This is a genomic window from Occultella gossypii, assembly GCF_019947135.1.
Lineage (GTDB): Bacteria > Actinomycetota > Actinomycetes > Actinomycetales > Beutenbergiaceae > Occultella > Occultella gossypii.
Genome location: NZ_JAGSHT010000010.1, coordinates 61,680 through 77,786, shown reverse-complemented (window position 1 = coordinate 77,786; position 16,107 = coordinate 61,680). Strand labels below are relative to the sequence as shown.

16 protein-coding genes are annotated in these 16,107 nt (G+C 70.2%); 9 read left to right on the top strand and 7 right to left on the bottom strand.

The genetic code is table 11. The features are described 5' to 3' along the window. Position 1: 1 nt before the first annotated feature. Both aroA and KCQ71_RS09345 read right to left on the bottom strand, forming a co-directional pair. The gene (aroA, locus tag KCQ71_RS09350; RefSeq protein ID WP_223405136.1) at positions 2 to 1,324 is read right to left on the bottom strand and encodes a 3-phosphoshikimate 1-carboxyvinyltransferase; all 1,323 of its coding nucleotides are present in this window, start codon (positions 1,322 to 1,324) and stop codon (positions 2 to 4) included. A 20-nt stretch (positions 1,325 to 1,344) separates the two neighbouring features. Further along, the gene (locus KCQ71_RS09345; RefSeq protein ID WP_223405134.1) at positions 1,345 to 1,899 is read right to left on the bottom strand and encodes a DoxX family protein; all 555 of its coding nucleotides are present in this window, start codon (positions 1,897 to 1,899) and stop codon (positions 1,345 to 1,347) included. Positions 1,900 to 1,969: 70 nt separating this feature from the next. Here KCQ71_RS09345 and KCQ71_RS09340 point away from each other — a divergent pair, with 70 nt between their 5' ends. Beyond that, positions 1,970 to 2,731, top strand: a complete 762-nt coding sequence (locus tag KCQ71_RS09340; protein ID WP_372453980.1) for a sigma-70 family RNA polymerase sigma factor — start codon at positions 1,970 to 1,972, stop codon at positions 2,729 to 2,731. Beyond that, a complete protein-coding gene (gene rsrA / locus KCQ71_RS09335; protein ID WP_223405130.1) occupies positions 2,728 to 3,000 on the top strand; it encodes a mycothiol system anti-sigma-R factor in 273 nt (90 codons plus the stop codon). The genes KCQ71_RS09340 and rsrA overlap by 4 nt, the downstream gene beginning before the upstream one ends. Before the next feature lie 183 nt (positions 3,001 to 3,183). Here rsrA and KCQ71_RS27885 read toward each other — a convergent pair whose 3' ends face one another. Next, the gene (locus KCQ71_RS27885) at positions 3,184 to 3,258 is read right to left on the bottom strand and encodes a 50S ribosomal protein bL37 (RefSeq protein ID WP_372454003.1); all 75 of its coding nucleotides are present in this window, start codon (positions 3,256 to 3,258) and stop codon (positions 3,184 to 3,186) included. Between the two features lie 239 nt (positions 3,259 to 3,497). Here KCQ71_RS27885 and KCQ71_RS09330 point away from each other — a divergent pair, with 239 nt between their 5' ends. Beyond that, positions 3,498 to 4,592, top strand: a complete 1,095-nt coding sequence (locus KCQ71_RS09330; RefSeq protein ID WP_223405128.1) for a Gfo/Idh/MocA family protein — start codon at positions 3,498 to 3,500, stop codon at positions 4,590 to 4,592. A 49-nt stretch (positions 4,593 to 4,641) separates the two neighbouring features. Next, positions 4,642 to 5,397, top strand: a complete 756-nt coding sequence (locus KCQ71_RS09325) for a ThuA domain-containing protein (RefSeq protein ID WP_223405126.1) — start codon at positions 4,642 to 4,644, stop codon at positions 5,395 to 5,397. 34 nt (positions 5,398 to 5,431) lie between these two features. On the opposite strand, the gene KCQ71_RS09320 is transcribed toward KCQ71_RS09325, so the two are convergent. From KCQ71_RS09320 to KCQ71_RS09310, 3 genes are read right to left on the bottom strand one after another with little or no spacing between them, the layout of a single operon-like run. After that, positions 5,432 to 6,346: a carbohydrate ABC transporter permease gene (locus KCQ71_RS09320; RefSeq protein ID WP_223405124.1), complete on the bottom strand. Its 915-nt coding sequence runs from the start codon at positions 6,344 to 6,346 to the stop codon at positions 5,432 to 5,434. Then, positions 6,343 to 7,317: a carbohydrate ABC transporter permease gene (locus KCQ71_RS27590; RefSeq protein ID WP_223405122.1), complete on the bottom strand. Its 975-nt coding sequence runs from the start codon at positions 7,315 to 7,317 to the stop codon at positions 6,343 to 6,345. The genes KCQ71_RS09320 and KCQ71_RS27590 overlap by 4 nt, the downstream gene beginning before the upstream one ends. Positions 7,318 to 7,371: 54 nt before the next feature. After that, the gene (locus KCQ71_RS09310; RefSeq protein ID WP_223405120.1) at positions 7,372 to 8,682 is read right to left on the bottom strand and encodes an ABC transporter substrate-binding protein; all 1,311 of its coding nucleotides are present in this window, start codon (positions 8,680 to 8,682) and stop codon (positions 7,372 to 7,374) included. Between the two features lie 381 nt (positions 8,683 to 9,063). Here KCQ71_RS09310 and KCQ71_RS09305 point away from each other — a divergent pair, with 381 nt between their 5' ends. The 5 genes from KCQ71_RS09305 (at position 9,064) to KCQ71_RS09285 (ending at position 14,251) form a co-directional block, all read left to right on the top strand. After that, a complete protein-coding gene (locus KCQ71_RS09305; RefSeq protein ID WP_223405118.1) occupies positions 9,064 to 10,047 on the top strand; it encodes a zinc-binding dehydrogenase in 984 nt (327 codons plus the stop codon). Positions 10,048 to 10,086: 39 nt separating this feature from the next. Then, positions 10,087 to 10,938 (top strand): DUF4097 family beta strand repeat-containing protein, encoded by an 852-nt coding sequence (locus tag KCQ71_RS09300; RefSeq protein ID WP_223405116.1) that lies wholly within the window; start codon positions 10,087 to 10,089, stop codon positions 10,936 to 10,938. A 51-nt stretch (positions 10,939 to 10,989) separates the two neighbouring features. Further along, positions 10,990 to 12,513: a sodium-dependent transporter gene (locus KCQ71_RS09295; RefSeq protein WP_223405114.1), complete on the top strand. Its 1,524-nt coding sequence runs from the start codon at positions 10,990 to 10,992 to the stop codon at positions 12,511 to 12,513. After that, positions 12,510 to 12,656 carry a methionine/alanine import family NSS transporter small subunit gene (locus KCQ71_RS09290; RefSeq protein WP_223405112.1) on the top strand — a complete coding sequence of 49 codons (147 nt, stop codon included), beginning with the start codon at positions 12,510 to 12,512 and terminating at the stop codon, positions 12,654 to 12,656. The genes KCQ71_RS09295 and KCQ71_RS09290 overlap by 4 nt, the downstream gene beginning before the upstream one ends. 110 nt (positions 12,657 to 12,766) lie before the next feature. Beyond that, positions 12,767 to 14,251, top strand: coding sequence for an alanine/glycine:cation symporter family protein (locus KCQ71_RS09285; protein ID WP_223405110.1), 1,485 nt, complete (start codon positions 12,767 to 12,769; stop codon positions 14,249 to 14,251). Positions 14,252 to 14,274: 23 nt separating this feature from the next. Here the strand turns inward: KCQ71_RS09285 and KCQ71_RS09280 are convergent, their stop codons facing one another. Beyond that, the gene (locus tag KCQ71_RS09280; RefSeq protein WP_223405108.1) at positions 14,275 to 16,101 is read right to left on the bottom strand and encodes a glycoside hydrolase family 35 protein; all 1,827 of its coding nucleotides are present in this window, start codon (positions 16,099 to 16,101) and stop codon (positions 14,275 to 14,277) included. Between the last annotated feature and the right edge of the window lie 6 nt (positions 16,102 to 16,107).

The following is a 16,107-nucleotide window of genomic DNA, read 5'->3' as shown; positions in this document are numbered from 1 at the left end:
CCTACGCCCTGCCGGACGGCCCGAGGAGGTGGGACCACATCGTGGTGAAGTCCGGCAGCGTCTTCGCCGTCGTCGCCACGTTCACGACCCGCACGCCCTCGACCGTGAGGCCCACCACGGCCGCGAACGTCGCCATCCGGTGGTCGTGGTAGGTCTCCACCTCGGCGCCGTGCAGGCCGCCGCCGCGGATGATCAGCCCGTCCTCGGTCTCCTCGGCGGACCCACCGAGCCGCCGGATCTCCGTGACCAAAGCCGCGAGCCGGTCCGTCTCGTGCCCCCGAAGGTGCGCGATCCCGCGCAGCCGGGACTCGCCGTCGGCCAGGGCAGCCAGGGCCGCGATCGTCGGAGCGAGCTCGCCGGCGGCACTCAGGTCCATGTCGACCGGGTACACCGTGCCGGTGCCGGTCACCGAGAGCACTCCGTCGACGACGGCGGTCGTGGCCCCGAGGCGCTCGAGCAGGCCCGGGAGCAGCGCACCGGGCTGGGTGGTCACCGTCGGCCAGTTCGGCACCCGCACGGTACCGCCCACGGCGAGTGCGGCCGCGAGGAACGGGCCCGCGTTGGACAGATCCGGTTCGATGATGACATCGCCGCCGGAGATCGGCCCCGGCTCCACCCGCCACTTGCCCGGCGCGGCGTCGTCGACGTTCACGCCCCGCTCGCGCAGGGCCGCGATCGTCATGTCGATGTGCGGCTGGCTGGGGAGCACCTCGCCCACGTGGTGCAGGGTCAGGCCCGCCTCGAACCGGGGCGCGGCGAGCAGCAGCGCGGAGACGAACTGGGACGAGCCGGAGGCGTCGATCTCGACCTCGCCACCGAGCACCCAGCCGGTCCCGTGCACCGTCAGCGGCAGGTACGCCGGGTCGTCGAGGGTCTCGCCGGTGTCGGGGTCCGCACCGGTGACCGGGACGCCGAGCGCCGCCAGGCCGCGCAGCACCGGGCCCATCGGACGGACCCGGGCACCGGCGTCCCCGTCGAGCCGCACGGGACCGTCGGCGAGCGCGGCGATCGGCGGGATGAACCGCATCACCGTGCCGGCAAGGCCGCAGTCCACCTCGGCCGGCCCACGAAGGACCGCCGGCGTCACGACCAGGGTGGTTCCGCCGTCGGAGGCCTCGATGCCGGTGCCGAGCGCACGCAGGGCGCCGATCATCAGGTCCGCGTCCCGGGAGACCAGGGCGCCGGTGATCCGGGTCGGCTCGACCGCGAGCGCGGCCAGCGGGAGGGCCCGGTTGGTCAGGGACTTCGAGCCCGGGACCACCACCGTGGCGTCGAGTGGTCGGGTCGCGACGGGAGCGGGCCAGGGGGCGGTGAGAGTCGGCACCCGCCCAGCCTACCGGGGGGTCAGGACGAGATCTTGGCCCGCAGATCCGCGGTGGTGGCCTTGACGTCGGACTTCAGGGCCTTCACGTTCGCCCTGGTCAGGTCCGCCTTCACGTCCGCCAGCTCACTGCGGTGCGAGCGCCAGTTGCGCCACTGCCAGCCCAGCGAGGGCTTGCCGACCCGGTCCTCGGCCGCGATCAGCAGGCCACCGACCAGGGCGAGGTTGCGTAGGAACGCGGTGGTGTCGGCGCGGCGTTGCTCGCCCTTGGAGGTCCAGAACGGGTAGCGCACCACCGTGACCGGCACGGTGATGGCCGCGAGCACCGCCGAAGCCAGCCGCGGGGCCTTCCCGGTGGCGAGCAGGACCCCGGCGCCGACCGTCACCGCACCGGTGATCCGGGACAGCGTCTTCGCGTCGGTGGGCAGCTGCGGAACCTTCTCCCCGATCGCCTGGATCGGCTTGTCGTAGGGCTCGAGCTTCTCGGCGTGCTTGTCCGCGTTCCGGATGGCGTCCAGGCCGTCCACGATGAACACCGAGGCGAGGAGCGGACGGGCGAGCAGGCGCAGAGGATTCATGATCCATGACTACCGCAGATGCCCCGCGAGTGCTAGTGGAAAGCCCTGCTGGAATGACCGGCGGCCCGGCGTGGTTGAGGAGGTTGTGAGCGCCGAGTTGACCGAGCACCGAGCCACGGCTCCGTGTCCCCGAACGGCCGCGTCGACGCGGCCGTCGCCGAGTGGTCCCGCGGGGGTCCGCCGGCCCGGACTGCGGCGTGCCACAGGCAGACTAGGCTCGACCCCGATGACAGAGAACACCGACCGGGCACCCGAGGATGAGAACGAGGTCGCCCGGGACCGACGGTTCGAGGACGAGGCGATGCCCTACCTCGACCAGTTGTACGGCGCCGCGCTGCGGATGACCCGCAACCCCGCCGACGCCGAGGACCTGGTCCAGGAGACGTTCGCGAAGGCCTACGCCGCGTTCCACCAGTACAAGCCCGGCACGAACCTCAAGGCGTGGCTGTACCGGATCCTGACGAACACGTTCATCAACACCTACCGCAAGAAGCAGCGCGAACCCCTCCAGTCGGACGCGGACACCGTCGAGGACTGGCAGATCCACCGGGCCGCGTCGCACACCTCGACCGGGCTGCGCTCGGCCGAGACCGAGGCGCTGGACTCGCTCGGTGACGGTGAGATCAAGGACGCGCTCGCAGAGCTTCCGGAGGACTTCCGCCTGGCCGTGTACCTGGCCGACGTGGAGGGCTTCGCTTACAAGGAGATCGCCGAGATCATGGAAACGCCGATCGGTACCGTGATGTCACGGTTGCACCGAGGGCGCGCCCAACTGCGCAAGTTGCTCGCCGAGCACGCGCGCTCGCTGGGGATGAAGGTGGAGAAGGTATGAACCAGGACCGCCCGAACACGGGTGAGTGCCGGTGCGAAGAGGCACTGGAGCACCTGTACGAGTACGTGGACTCCGAGCTGCCGGACCTGGACCTGGTCCGGCTGCGGGCCCACATCGATGAGTGCGTGACGTGCCTTCAGGCCGTGAGCGCCGAGACCGAGCTGCGGGTGGTGCTGAAGCGCTCGTGTGCCGAGGTGGCGCCGGACGCACTGCGGATGCGCGTCATGACGCAGCTCTCGCTGCTGCGGACCACGACCACCTCCGACTGAGGCCGGGCCGGCCGGCTCAGGTGGCTCGCGGCCGGTCTCGCACGCCGAGGTGGTCCCGGACGCCTCGAGACCGCCGGTTCCCGGGTCGGTCCCGAGGCCCGGGCGACTACTCGCCGATGCCCGGGAACGAGAAAGCGCCGAGGACACCGCGGGGTGTCACTCGGCGCTCGGGCTTGCCGACGCTCAGGCGTTCGGACGCTTGCCGTGGTTGGCGGCGCTGTTCCGACGGGCCTTGCGCTTGCGACCGCGCTTGCTCATGACTGTCTCCTCGATACCGACTGTGGCGGAATGCCAGTCTCCGCCGTCCATGGTCCCACACCTGGGCAGGTGGCTCCGACGCCGTGATGCCCGACGGCGGGTGGTCGCCCGGGCGGGACGGTTCCGGCCGCTGCCGGGTCAACTTCTCGATGCCCGACGGCGGGTGGTCGCCTCGTGCGGCCGTGGCCGCTAGGGTGGCGCCCGGCCCGTGATCCACATCCCGATCGTACGAAGGCGATATGTCACTGTCTCAGGAACCGACACCGCTGCGGGTGGGGGTGGTCGGGCTCGGATTCGCGGGTTCGACGCACCTGGCCGCGTACCAGCAGATCCCCGGCGTGGAGGTGGTCGCGCTCGCCGGGCTCGAGACCGAGCGGCTTCACCAGCTCGCCGACAGCCACGGCGTCGAGCACCGCTACGAACGGTGGGAGGACCTCGTCGCGCGCGACGACCTGGACATCGTGAGCGTGGGCACGCCGACGTACCTGCACGAGCCGGTCACCGTGGCCGCCCTCTCCTCCGGCGCGCACGTGCTCTGCGAGAAGCCCCTCGCCCGGACCGCCGAGGAGGGCAAACGGATGGTGGACGCCGCCGTTGCCGCCGGCCGGGTCCTGCACATCGCGTTCAACCACCGCCGCCGCGGGGACGTGGACGTGCTCAAGCACCAGATCGACGCGGGCGCGCTCGGGCGGATCTACTACGCGAAGGCGCACTGGCGCCGCCGCAACGGGATCCCAGGCATGGGCAGCTGGTTCACCGACGCCGAGATGGCCGGCGGCGGGCCGCTGATCGACCTCGGCGTGCACATGCTGGACATGGCCCTGTTCCTGCTCGGTGAGCCGCGGGTGCTCAGCGTCTCCGCGTCCACGTTCGCCGAACTCGGCCCTCGGGGCCTCGGCGGGCGGGTGGACGTCGGCAAGACGCAGGTCGCGGCCGCCTACGGCGTCGAGGACCTGGCGACGGCGTTCCTGCGGTTGGAGGGCGGCGCCACCCTGCTGCTGGAGACCAGCTGGGCCAGCTACCGCCGGCCCGGCGACAACTTCGGCGTCGAACTGTTCGGCAGCGACGGCGGCGCCGTGGTCGACGTCGAGAACTACACCCATTCCGACACCCTGCGGATCTACACCGACGTCGCGGGCGTGCCCGCCGAGGTCCGGCCCGCCGTCACGAAGGGGGAGGGGCATCTCGCTGTCGTCCGGGAGTTCGTCGACGCGGTGCGTGGCGGCGACTGGTCCGCGCACGTGGGCCGCGACGCCCTCACCCGGGCCCGGATCATCGACGCGTGCTACCGCTCGGCCCTCGAGGGCCGTGAGGTCGCCGTCGAGGCCGACTGACCCCGACCCACGCCATCGCCCGAACCCCAAGACATCCCTGGAGAGACCCATGCCACAGCCGAACCAGCCGATCCAGCCGATCCGTGTCACCGTATGGGGCGAGAACGTGCACGAGCACCGCGATGAGTCCGTGCGGGCGATCTACCCCGACGGCATGCACACCACCATCGCCGAGGGCATCGCCGAGCACCTCGGCGATGGCGCCGTGGTCCGCACCGCCACCCTGGACCAGCCCGAGCACGGCCTCACCGAGGAGGTCCTCGCCGAGACCGACGTGCTCACCTGGTGGGGGCATGCGGCGCACGGGGACGTCAGCGACGAGATCGTGGCGCGGGTACGGGCCCGGGTCCTGGCCGGCATGGGGCTGCTCGTGCTGCACTCTGCCCACTTCTCGAAGATCTTCATCGATCTGATGGGCTCGACGTGCTCGCTCGGCTGGCGCAACGAGGCGGACCGGGAACTGGTTTGGACCGTCGCCCCGGGGCACCCGATCACGGCCGGCGTGCCGAACCCGATCGACATCCCCGAGCAGGAGATGTACTCGGAGTACTTCGACATCCCCGCCCCGGAGGAACTGGTCTTCATCAGCTCCTTCACCGGCGGTGAGGTGTTCCGCAGCGGGTGCACGTTCCGCCGCGGCAACGGCCGGATCTTCTACTTCAGTCCCGGGGACCAGGAGTACCCGGTCTACCACCACCCGCAGGTGCGGCGGGTGCTGGCCAACGCCGTCGGTTGGGCCGCCCCTGGCCCCGCGATCGACGCTCCGACGGTAGCCAACCGCCCGCGAGGCTGGTTCGAGGCCTAGGGTTCAGGCGGCTCCGGAGCTGGTGTCGCCCGCCTCAGCCCTTGACGGCGCCGCCGGTGATGCCGCGCACGAAGTAGCGCTGCAGGGCGAAGAACACGAGGATCGGGACGACCATCGAGACGAACGCGGCCGCGGTGACGAACTGCCAGTTCCCGCCGAAGTTCGTGGTGAGGTTGGCCAGGGTCACCGAGAGCGGGTGGTTGGCGGGTACCGGTCCGAGGTAGACGAGCGCGACCAGGAGGTCGTTCCAGACCCACAGGAACTGGAAGATGACCAGGGATGCGATGACCGGGACGCTCATCGGCAGGACCAGCCGGAAGAAGATGGTGGCGTGTCCGGCGCCGTCGATCTCGGCGGCCTCGAACAGTGATCGCGGCAGCCCACCGACGTAGTTGCGGAGCAGGTAGACCGCGAACGGGAGGCCGTAGCCGGTGTGTGCGAGCCAGACCGCCATGATCGTGCCGTTGAGCTCGTAGCCGCCCAGGGATGCGTCGCGGAACAGTGCCAGGACCGGGATGAGGGTCACCTGGAGGGGTACGACGAGCAGCCCGACCACGACGACGAAGATCGCGTTGCGGCCCGGGAAGTGCATCCAGGCGAACGCGTATGCGGCGAACGCCGAGACCATGACGACGAGCACGGTCGCCGGGATCGTGATGAACAGGCTGTTGACGAAGGAGTCCCAGAAGCCGGCCCGGTTCAGGACGTAGTCGTAGTTGCCGAACGTGAATTCCCAGGGTGGGATGATCGCGGTCCACCAGCCGGAGGCGTTGGTGGCTTCCGCGGTGCGGAAGGAGGCCACGAACAGGCCGAGCGTGGGCACCGCCCACATGAGCATGATGATTGTGAGCACCACGTGCAGCACGGAGCCGGGGCGGCGCTTCTTGCCACGCCTGCCGCCCGCGGGCTCCTGCGTGGGCAGGTCCACGGCGATGGGTGCCTGAGTCATCGCACCTCCTCCTGCTGCTTGAAGCGCTTCACGTTGAGGATCATCACGGGCACGGTCGCGAGCAGGAGCACGACGGCAACCGCCGCCGCGCGGCCCTGCTGGCCGTTCGCGAAGAGTTCCTTGTACATCGTGTTCGCGATGACGTCGGTCTCGAAGTTGCCGTTCGTCATCACGTAGACGATGTCGAACGTCTTCAGCGCGAAGATGATGACGGTGGTGGCCACGACGGCGATCGTCGGGGCCAGGAGCGGCAGGATGACGAACCGGAATACCTCCCGTTCGTTCGCGCCGTCGATGCGTGCGGCCTCGAGCAGTTCTGCGCTGATGCCCTTGAGCCCGGCCGAGAGGATGACCATCGCCAGCCCGGTGAACATCCAGACGCCGACGAGGATCAGCATGAGGTTGTTGATCGGCGAGGTGCTGAGCCACGCCACCCGGGGTCCGTTGACGAGGTCGAGGGCGGCGTTGAGCGTCCCGGTGTTCGGGTTGAGGTCGTACATGAGGCGCCAGATGACCCCTGCGGCGACGAAGCTGATCGCCATCGGCAGGAAGACCACCGACTTCACGACCACCTCGTACCTGACCCGGTCCACGAGTACCGCGATGCCCAGCCCGAGAGCGACCACCAGCAGCGGGAGCAGCAGGACCCAGAGGACGTTGTTGCGCAGGGCGATGAGCGTGTCGCTGCGGGTGAAGAACCATACGTAGTTCTCGAGTCCGCTGAACGCGTCACCGCGCCGGTTCTGGAAGCTGCGGTAGATCGTGGCGAGAGTGGGGTAGACGAGGAAGACGCCCAGGAAGCCGAGCGCGGGGGCGAGCCACAGCCAGGGTCGGACGGCTGCGGAGACCCGCCGGGACACCCTCGTCAGGAGCGCCTCGACGGCGACGATGTACAGCACGAGGACGGCCGGGACGCCGAGCACGACGATCAGGGCGAGCGCCAGCCGGTTCTCGAACAGGTCGACGAGCACGTGGATCTCCCTCCGCACCGGCCGGTGGCGGCCGAGCCGCCACCGGCCGATCGCTCAGTCGGCGGCGTAGGCGTCCGTCTGGGTCTCGTCCAGGCCCGCCAGGATGGAGTCGAGGTCGCCCGGGTTCTGGGCGAACGCGACCATGGCACGGTTGAACGCGTCGCTCATCGCCGCCGGCATGTTGTCGGAGCCGTCGAACCGGAACGTCTGCGCGTTCTGCAGGATCTCCGCCGAGCGCATGGACGTCTCGTCCGGGTAGACGTCGAGCGGAACCCCGGAGTTGGCGGAGATGAAACCGCCCCGCTCGACCCAGATCTGCTGCGCCTCCGGGGTGAGCAGGTACTCGATCAGGGAGCGGGCCTCCGGCGTGTCGTTGAACATGCCGATGAGGTCGCCGCCGCCGGTGACGCCGCCGGTGTACTGCGGGTCGATGTCCGGGAACGGGAAGAAGTCGAACTGCTCGGGCGTGGCACCGGCCTCGTTGACGAAGAAGTCGGTGATGAAGGATGCCTGGTGGTGCAGCACGCAACCGGGCGGGTCCTCGAACATCGGGTTGGCGCCGCGGCCGAACGCGGTGTTCACGATGTAGTCGGAACCGCCGTAGGAGTTCTCGAGCACGCTGCCGAAGGTCTCGAACGCGGCCGTGATCTCCGGCGCGGACCACGCCAGTTCGCCCGCGACCCACTGGTCGTAGACGTCCGGGCCGGCCTGCCGAAGGACGATGTCCTCGATCCAGTCGGTCGCCGGCCAGCCGGAGGTCGCACCGGACTCGAGGCCGACGCACCACTGGGCGGTCTCGCCGGTGGCCAGGCCACCGGCCGCGGTCTCCAGGTCCGCCCACGTCGCGGGCGGCTCCGCGGTCCAGACCGCGGTGTTGTAGTAGATCAGCCCCTTGACCGCGGCCTTCGTGAAGACACCGATCAGCGTGCCGTCCTCACTCATGCCCAGGTCGGCGAAACCCTCCGGCGTCGCGCCCGAGTAGGTGTCGAAATCGACGAAGTCGAGAGGCTGCAGGGCACCCTGGCCATACCAGTCGTTCATCGGACCGGGCCCCGGAAGCCCGGCGATGTCCGGGAGGTTCCCGGACGCGATGCCGGTCGTCAGCTGCTGGCTCAGGTCACGGGTGCCGGTGTACTCCACCGTCACCCCCGTCTCCTCCTCCCATGGCGCCACCATGGCCAGGAACGAGTCCTGCTCGTCGCCCGACCAGGAGCCGATGAAACTCACGGTGCCGCTCAGCTCCTCGTCACCGCCGCCCTCACCGCCGTCGCCGTCCTCCTCGCCGCCCCCGCACGCGGCGAGGACCAGGGCGAGGGCCGCGCCGCCGACGACGACTACCCGGAACTGACCTCTTGTCGCTCTCATATCTGACTCCTGTGCCCGCCCGCCGGATCACCGACGGGATGGATCCATGGATGAGCCGTTGCCGCGGCGCCGCCCGAGGGCTCGTCGCAGAAGGCAGGAGGACGTCATGCCGCAGGGGATCCGAGTTCGGCCGACCGTTCGGCCGGGGACGGGGTTCCGCACCACTGGGCCACTCCTCAACGGCGGGTGACGCGCACGTGCCCTCAGGGGCGCTAGATGCTCCGTCGGTCGTGGGGCGCATCCCGGGGCACGGTCATCGCTGACCGCCAGCCGTTTCATGCTGGTCCTACGGGCGAGTGCTGTCAAGGAAACCGGTGGGCACGATCTGGTCACGATCGCGGCCGGGACGCGTGGTCGGGGGCAAGTGGTTAGGGTGAGGCGATGCGTTGCGCCTATGCCGCCAGTCAGCACCCCGAGGACCCGCTGGCCGGGCTCGAGGTCGCCGACCTGCCCGAACCCGAGGCGCCGGCCGGCTGGCTGCGGGTCGGGGTGCGCGCGGCCGCGCTGAACCACCACGACCTGTGGAGCCTGCGCGGGGTCGGCCTGCCCGCGGACCGGTTGCCGATGATCCTCGGCACCGACGCCGCCGGGGTCACCGACGACGGGCGCGAGGTCATCGTGCACTCGGTGATCACCGCACCGGGCTGGACCGGTGAGGAGACGCTCGACCCGAAACGGACCCTGCTGTCCGAACTGCACCCCGGCACCTGCGCCGAGTATGTGCACGTCCCGGTCCGCAACGTCGTCGACAAGCCCGCCGAGTGGAGCTTCGCCGAGGCCGCCTGCCTGCCGACGGCGTACCTGACGGCCTACCGGATGCTGTACGCCGCCGCCGGGGTCACCCCGGGCCAGCGGGTGCTCATCCAGGGCGCCGGCGGCGGCGTCGCCACCGCGGCGATCCTGCTCGCCCGCCTCGGCGGTGCGCACGTCACCGTCACCTCCCGGGACCAGGGCAAGCTCGACCGAGCCCGCCGGCTCGGCGCCCACGACGCGGTCACCTCGGGCACCCGCATCGCCCCCGTCGACGCCGTGCTGGAGACCGTCGGCGAGGCCACGTGGGGCCACTCCCTGCGATCGCTTCGCCCCGGTGGCGTGATCGCCGTCGCGGGAGCGACCAGTGGGCCCGCACCGTCCGCGGACCTGAACCGGGTGTTCTTCCGCAGCCTGAGGGTGATCGGCACCACGATGGGCACGCTCGCCGAGCTCACGGCCGTCCGGGACGCCATGGTCGCGGCCGGGATCCGTCCGGTCATCGACTCCGTCCACGACTTCACCGACGACGACACGGGCTCGATGGCGGTCCGCACCGCCTTTGAGCGGCTCGCCTCGGGTGCCGCGTTCGGCAAGGTCGTCCTCACCCGATAGCACGTAAGCCCACGCAACCGATCACGAGGAGCTCAGCACATGGCAGCAACGAGTCGGATCATCACCGGGCCGGAGTCGATCGAGATCGGCGGGTCCGACGGCGTCACGGAGGTCCGTGTCCAGCTCATCAAGGGCGGCGCGGAGGTCGTCGCCCGAGCCGAGCCCGGCCTGCACATCGACGTCGACGAGGTGGACGGGGCACCCCTGGAGGTGGCCACCGATGGCGGGCGCCTGACCATCGGCTACCCCTCGATCGGCTGGGAGGGCTGGCTGAAGCGGCTCACGTCCTTCACCGCCGACGACCGCGCCCGGGTCCGGATCGCCGTCGGCCCCGGGATCCGGGTCACCGCCGCCACGGTCGGTGCGGCCGTGTCCGTCGCGGACGTGGCCGAGGACCTGACCGTCAACAGCGCGTCCGGGCCGGTCCGAACCGAACGGACCACCGGTTCGGTCACGGTACGCACCGCGTCCGGTCCGATCGTGATCCAGGAGCACACCGGACCGGCCAACGTCACCACCGCGACCGGCACCACGTTCGTCGGCGGGGCAGTGCCCCGCCTGTCGGTGACCACGGTCTCAGGTGACGTCGCCGTGTCCCCGACGACGCCGTCGTCCGTGGTTTCGGTGACCGGCGTGTCGGCGGCGATCGCGGTGACGCTCGCGGCGGACGTCGGCCTGGACCTGAGTGTGCACGGCGTGAGCGCGCCGGTCGTCGTCGACGGCGTGGACCGCCGCGGCGGTTCCGGCCCGTCGTCCACATCGGTCTCCGAGCCGCGCGGCGCCGGGACAAGCTTCGTGAAGGTGAGTACCGTCACGGGCAGCGTTTCCGTTGTGCATGACGTGCAGGATGTGCCCGAGGGTGACGCGGGGCGGATCGACGGGGCCGGCTGATTCCAGGGCCGGGGGCCCGGCAACGAACCATCGAGTGCAAGGGAGCATGACGTGGAGCAGGCACGAGAAGAATTCAAGGGACGGCGGGCGTTCATCTTCGCTGCCGTCGGGTCGGCCATCGGGTTGGGGAACATCTGGCGGTTCCCGTACGTGGCCTACGAGAACGGCGGCGGCGCCTTCATCATCCCGTACCTGGTGGCGTTGCTCACCGCGGGTATCCCGCTGCTGTTCCTGGACTACGCGATCGGGCACCGGTTCCGGGCGTCGTCCCCGCTGGCCTACCGCCGACTCGGCGGGGCCGCGGAGTCCATCGGCTGGTGGCAGGTGGGGATCTGCTTCGTGATCGCCGTCTACTACGCGGTCGTGATCGCGTGGGCGGTCCGCTACACCGGCTTCTCGATCAACCAGGCCTGGGGCGATGACCCAGGGGGCTTCTTCGGCGGCGACTTCCTGCAGCAGAGCGGGGAGTTCACCCTCGGCGGGTCCTGGGTGCCGGCGGTCGGCATCCCACTGATCATCATCTGGCTGTTCACCCTCGTGGTGCACCGGCTCGGCGTCCAGGGTGGCATCGCCCGGCTCGCCCAGATCTTCATCCCGGTGCTGATCGTCATCTTCGTGGTCATGGTGATCCAGGGGCTGCGCCAGCCCGGCGCGATGCTCGGCCTGGACGCCCTGTTCACGCCGAACTGGGAGGCGCTGACGAACTCGCAGGTGTGGATCGCCGCCTACGGCCAGATCTTCTTCTCGCTGTCCGTGGGCTTCGGGATCATGATCACGTACGCCTCCTACCTCAAGCGCAAGTCGAACCTGACCGGCTCCGGCCTGGTGGTGGCGTTCTCCAATTCCGGCTTCGAGATCCTCGCCGGCATCGGGGTGTTCGCGGCCCTCGGGTTCATGGCCCAGGCCAGCGGAGTCGGGGTCGCCGACGTGGCCGAGTCCGGGATCGGGCTCGCGTTCATCGCGTTCCCGGCGATCATCTCCACGATGCCCGGCGGCAGCCTGTTCGGGGTGCTGTTCTTCCTCTCGCTGGTCCTCGCCGGGATCACCTCGCTCGTGTCGATCGTGCAGGTGGTCCTCGCGGGCGTGGAGGACAAACTCGGCTGGAGCCGCACGAAGTCCGTGCTGATCGCCGGTGGGCTGATGGCGGTCGTCTCGGTCGCGTTGTTCCCCACCACCACCGGGCTCAACCTGCTGGACGTGGTGGACAACTTCGCGAACAACTTCGGGATCGTCGGTGCCGCGCTGGTTAGCGTGATCGTCATCGGCTGGGGCCTGCGCAAGTTCCCCGAGCTCGCCAGGCACGTCAACTCGGTGTCCTCGTTCAAGATCGGGCGCACCTGGTTCATCCTGCTCGGGGTCGTCACCCCGCTCGTGCTCGGCTACATGTTCATCAGCGAGGTGGTCACCCGGATCCGGGAGGGTTACGGCGAGATGCCGGCCGGCTACGTGGCGGTGTTCGGCTGGGGCGTGGCGATCGGCCTGATCGTGATCGCCGTGCTGGTCAGTCTCATCCCGTGGCGACGCGGGGTGGTCGAGGACGAGTCGTTGCTCGTCGAGGGAGGTGAGTCGCGATGAGTGCTGCGGCGATCGTGATGTTGGTGGTGGCCCTGCTCCTGGTCTGGGGCGGGCTGGTGGCGGCGCTGCTGCACCTGCGCAAGCATCCGGAGGAGTTCGACGTGGTCGAGGACGGGCACCAGGAGTACCCGCCGTCCACGTGAGCGCGTGACCTGCGGGTCACCCGGGCGAAACACGGGGCTGGCACGCTCGTCGGGAGATGACCGGCCGAGGCAGACACGTTCTCGACGGCGACGAAGGATCGGGGGATTCGATGTCACGACTGGAAGAGGTACTCGGGCAGATCGGCTCGGTGGTGTGGGGCCCGTACCTGCTCATCCCGTTGCTGCTCGGCACCGGGCTGTACCTGACGATCAGGCTCGGCGGGCTGCAGTTCCGCACCCTGGGCGCGGCCTTGCGCCTGGGGTTGCTGCGGCGTAAGGACGTGGGCGCCGAGGGGGACATCTCCCAGTTCCAGGCACTCACGACGGCGTTGGCCGCCACCGTCGGCACCGGCAACATCGTGGGGGTCGCCACGGCCATCGGCATCGGTGGGCCGGGCGCACTGTTCTGGATGTGGGTGACCGGGCTGCTCGGCATGGCCTCGAAGTACTCGGAGGCCTTCCTCGCCGTCCGGTTCCGCACCACCGACGCCGCCGGGGAGAAGTCGGGTGGGCCGCAGTACTACCTGGAACGCGCGATCAACAACAAGGCGGGCAAGGTCCTGGCGCTGACGTTCGCGGTGTTCGCCACGATCGCCTGCTTCGGGATCGGGAACATGACGCAGGGCAACTCGATCGCCACGAACCTGGAGCACAGTTTCGGTGTGCCGGTGGTGGTGACCGGGGTGGTGCTGACCCTGCTGGCATTCGTGGTGCTCGTCGGTGGGATCAAGTCCATCGGCCGCGTGACCGCCGCCCTGGTGCCGATCATGATCGTGTTCTACGTGCTCAGCGCGCTGTACATCCTCGCCGTGAACGTGCAGGCCCTGCCCGGTGCGTTCGCGCAGATCTTCACCGACGCGTTCACCGGCACGTCCGCGGTGGGCGGTTTCGCCGGCTCGGCCATCATCATCGCGGTCCAGTACGGGGTGGCGCGCGGCATCTTCTCCAACGAGTCCGGGATGGGCTCGGCGGCGATCGCGGCCGCGGCGGCGAAGACCACCCACCCGGTCCGCCAGGGCCTGGTGTCCATGACCCAGACCTTCATCGACACGATCATCGTGGTCAGCTGCACGGGGCTGGTGATCATCACCACCGGGGTCTGGAGCGAGGTGGACGCCGCCGGGGAGCAGATCTCGGCCGCGATCATGACCGGCGAGGCGTTCACCCACGGCCTGCCGGGGGAGTGGGGCCACTGGGTCGTCACCATCGGGCTGGCGCTGTTCGCCTTCTCCACCATCCTGGGCTGGTCCTACTACGGCGAGCGCAACGTCGAACGATTGATCGGGCGGCGCGCAGTGATGCCGTTCCGGGTGATCTTCTCGCTCGTGGTGTTCGTCGGCTGCACCGTGCAGCTCGGGGTGGTGTGGAACTTCTCCGACGTGATGAACGGGTTGATGGCGCTGCCGAACCTCATCGGTCTGCTGGTGCTGAGCGGCTTGATCGTGCGGGAGACGCGGCACTACCTCAGGAACGACCCCACGCTCGCCGCGTCCAAGGAGGAGATCGAGGCGTTCATGGCGGGTCAGCCGGGTTGGGCCGACTGGAAGGCCGGAGACCTGGTCGGATCCAGCCGTTCCGGGGGCGGCGGGGACTAGCGGCCGGGGGCGCGCGCCCTTGCTCAGCCGAGGTCGGCGTCCTGCCGGATCTCGATGCTGTCCCCGGCACCGCTGAACTCGACCACCACCAACTCGTTGCTGCCGACGCGCCAGCACGGCGCGGGTGCGTAGAGCGTGCGCTGGGGGCCCGCGGCGTTCCAGTAGCGGCCGAGGTTGAAGCCGTTCAGGAACACGTACCCCTCCCGCCAGCCCGGCAGTGCCAGGTAGCCGTCGCCGACCTCGGTCAGGTCCAGTTCCGCCCGGTGCACGCCGGCGCCGGTGACCGGCTCGAGCCCGACGGCGGTGGTCGGCTCCGCGGCCGACCAGTCCAGTTCCGGCAGCGTGGTCAGGTCCAGGCCCGCATGCTCCCAGCCGAACAGGTGCTGGTGCGAGAACCGCACCGCGGCCAAGCCCTTGGGATCGCGCAGGTGGCGGCCGAAGTTCACCCGGCCGAGCGAGGTGACGGTGATCTCGATCGTGTTCACGGGCTGGTCCAGCTCGATCCGCAGGCCGTCGCCCGCCGGGCCGTACGCGGGGTCCGCCTGGGTGCGGCCGAGGCGGCCGACGAGTGCGCCGTTGACCATCACGGTGGCGAGGTCGGCCAGACCGTCCAGGTGCAGGTCCGCGGCCGGGATCGGCGGCGTCGTCGACGGCACCGTGGTGACGTACCGGACCACACCGTGGTGGATGCCGAGCCGCTCGAACGAACGGGGCGTCGGTGCGGAAACCGTTGGGACGCCGTCGAGCACGGCGCCGAGGTCGAGGGAGGCCTGCACCTCGACCGTGCGCGGGGCCAGCCGCACCGGGGCCGACGGGGGAGCGGGCGGCGTGCGCCCGGTGTGCGCGGCGATCACGTCCCGGAACGCCTCGAACTTCGCGGTGAGCGCGCCGTCCTCGGCGATGGGGGCGTCGTAGTCGTAGGAGGTGATGGTCGGCTGATACCCAGGTCCCGCACCGGCGTCTTCGGCGTCGTGGCAGTTCGCGCCGGCCCAGACCCCGAAGTTCGTGCCGCCGTGCGCCATGTAGAAGTTCACCGAGCGGCCGTCCGCGAGCATCCCGGCCAGTTCCTCGGCGGCGCTCGCGGCGTCGCGGGTGTGGTGCCGGGCGCCCCAGTGGTCGAACCAGCCGTTCCAGAACTCCATGCACATCCCGGGCTGGTCCGGGCGCGCCCGGGCGAGTTCCGCGAAGGCCTCGGCCTGCCGTGAACCGAAGTTCGCCGTCGCGAGCAGGCCCGGCACCGTGCCACCGGCCAGCATCAGCGGCTCCGGGCCGTCCGAGGTGAACAGCAGCACGTCGATCCCGCGCGCCCGAAGCCCGTCGGCCATCGCCCGCAGGTAGGCGGCGTCGTTGCCGTAGCTGCCGTACTCGTTCTCCGCCTGCACGGCGATGACCGGGCCGCCTCGGGTGAGCTGGCGCTCGGCGATGATCGGGATCAGGACGTCGAACCACTCGTCGACGTGGGCGAGGTAGGCCGGGTCCGAGGTGCGCAGCGCACCGGCGGCCGCGTCGTCGGTCAGCAGCCACGAGGGGAACCCGCCCAGGTCCCACTCGGCGCAGATGTACGGGCCGGGGCGCACGATCACGTCGAGGCCGAGCTCACCGGCGAGATCGATGTACGCACCGAGGTCCGCGCCTGCGGTGAAGTCGGGTGCGGCGCCCGCGTGCGGGGCGTGGAAGTTCCACGCCACGTACGTCTCGACGGTGTTGGCGCCCATGGCGAGCAGCCGGCGCAGCCGGTCCTCCCAGAGCGCGCGCGGGATCCGGAAGTAGTGCACGGCGCCGGAGATGATCTGGTGCGGTGCGCCGTCGCGCAGGAAGACCTGCCCGGAGACCGTGAAGGTGTCGGTCACAGGTGT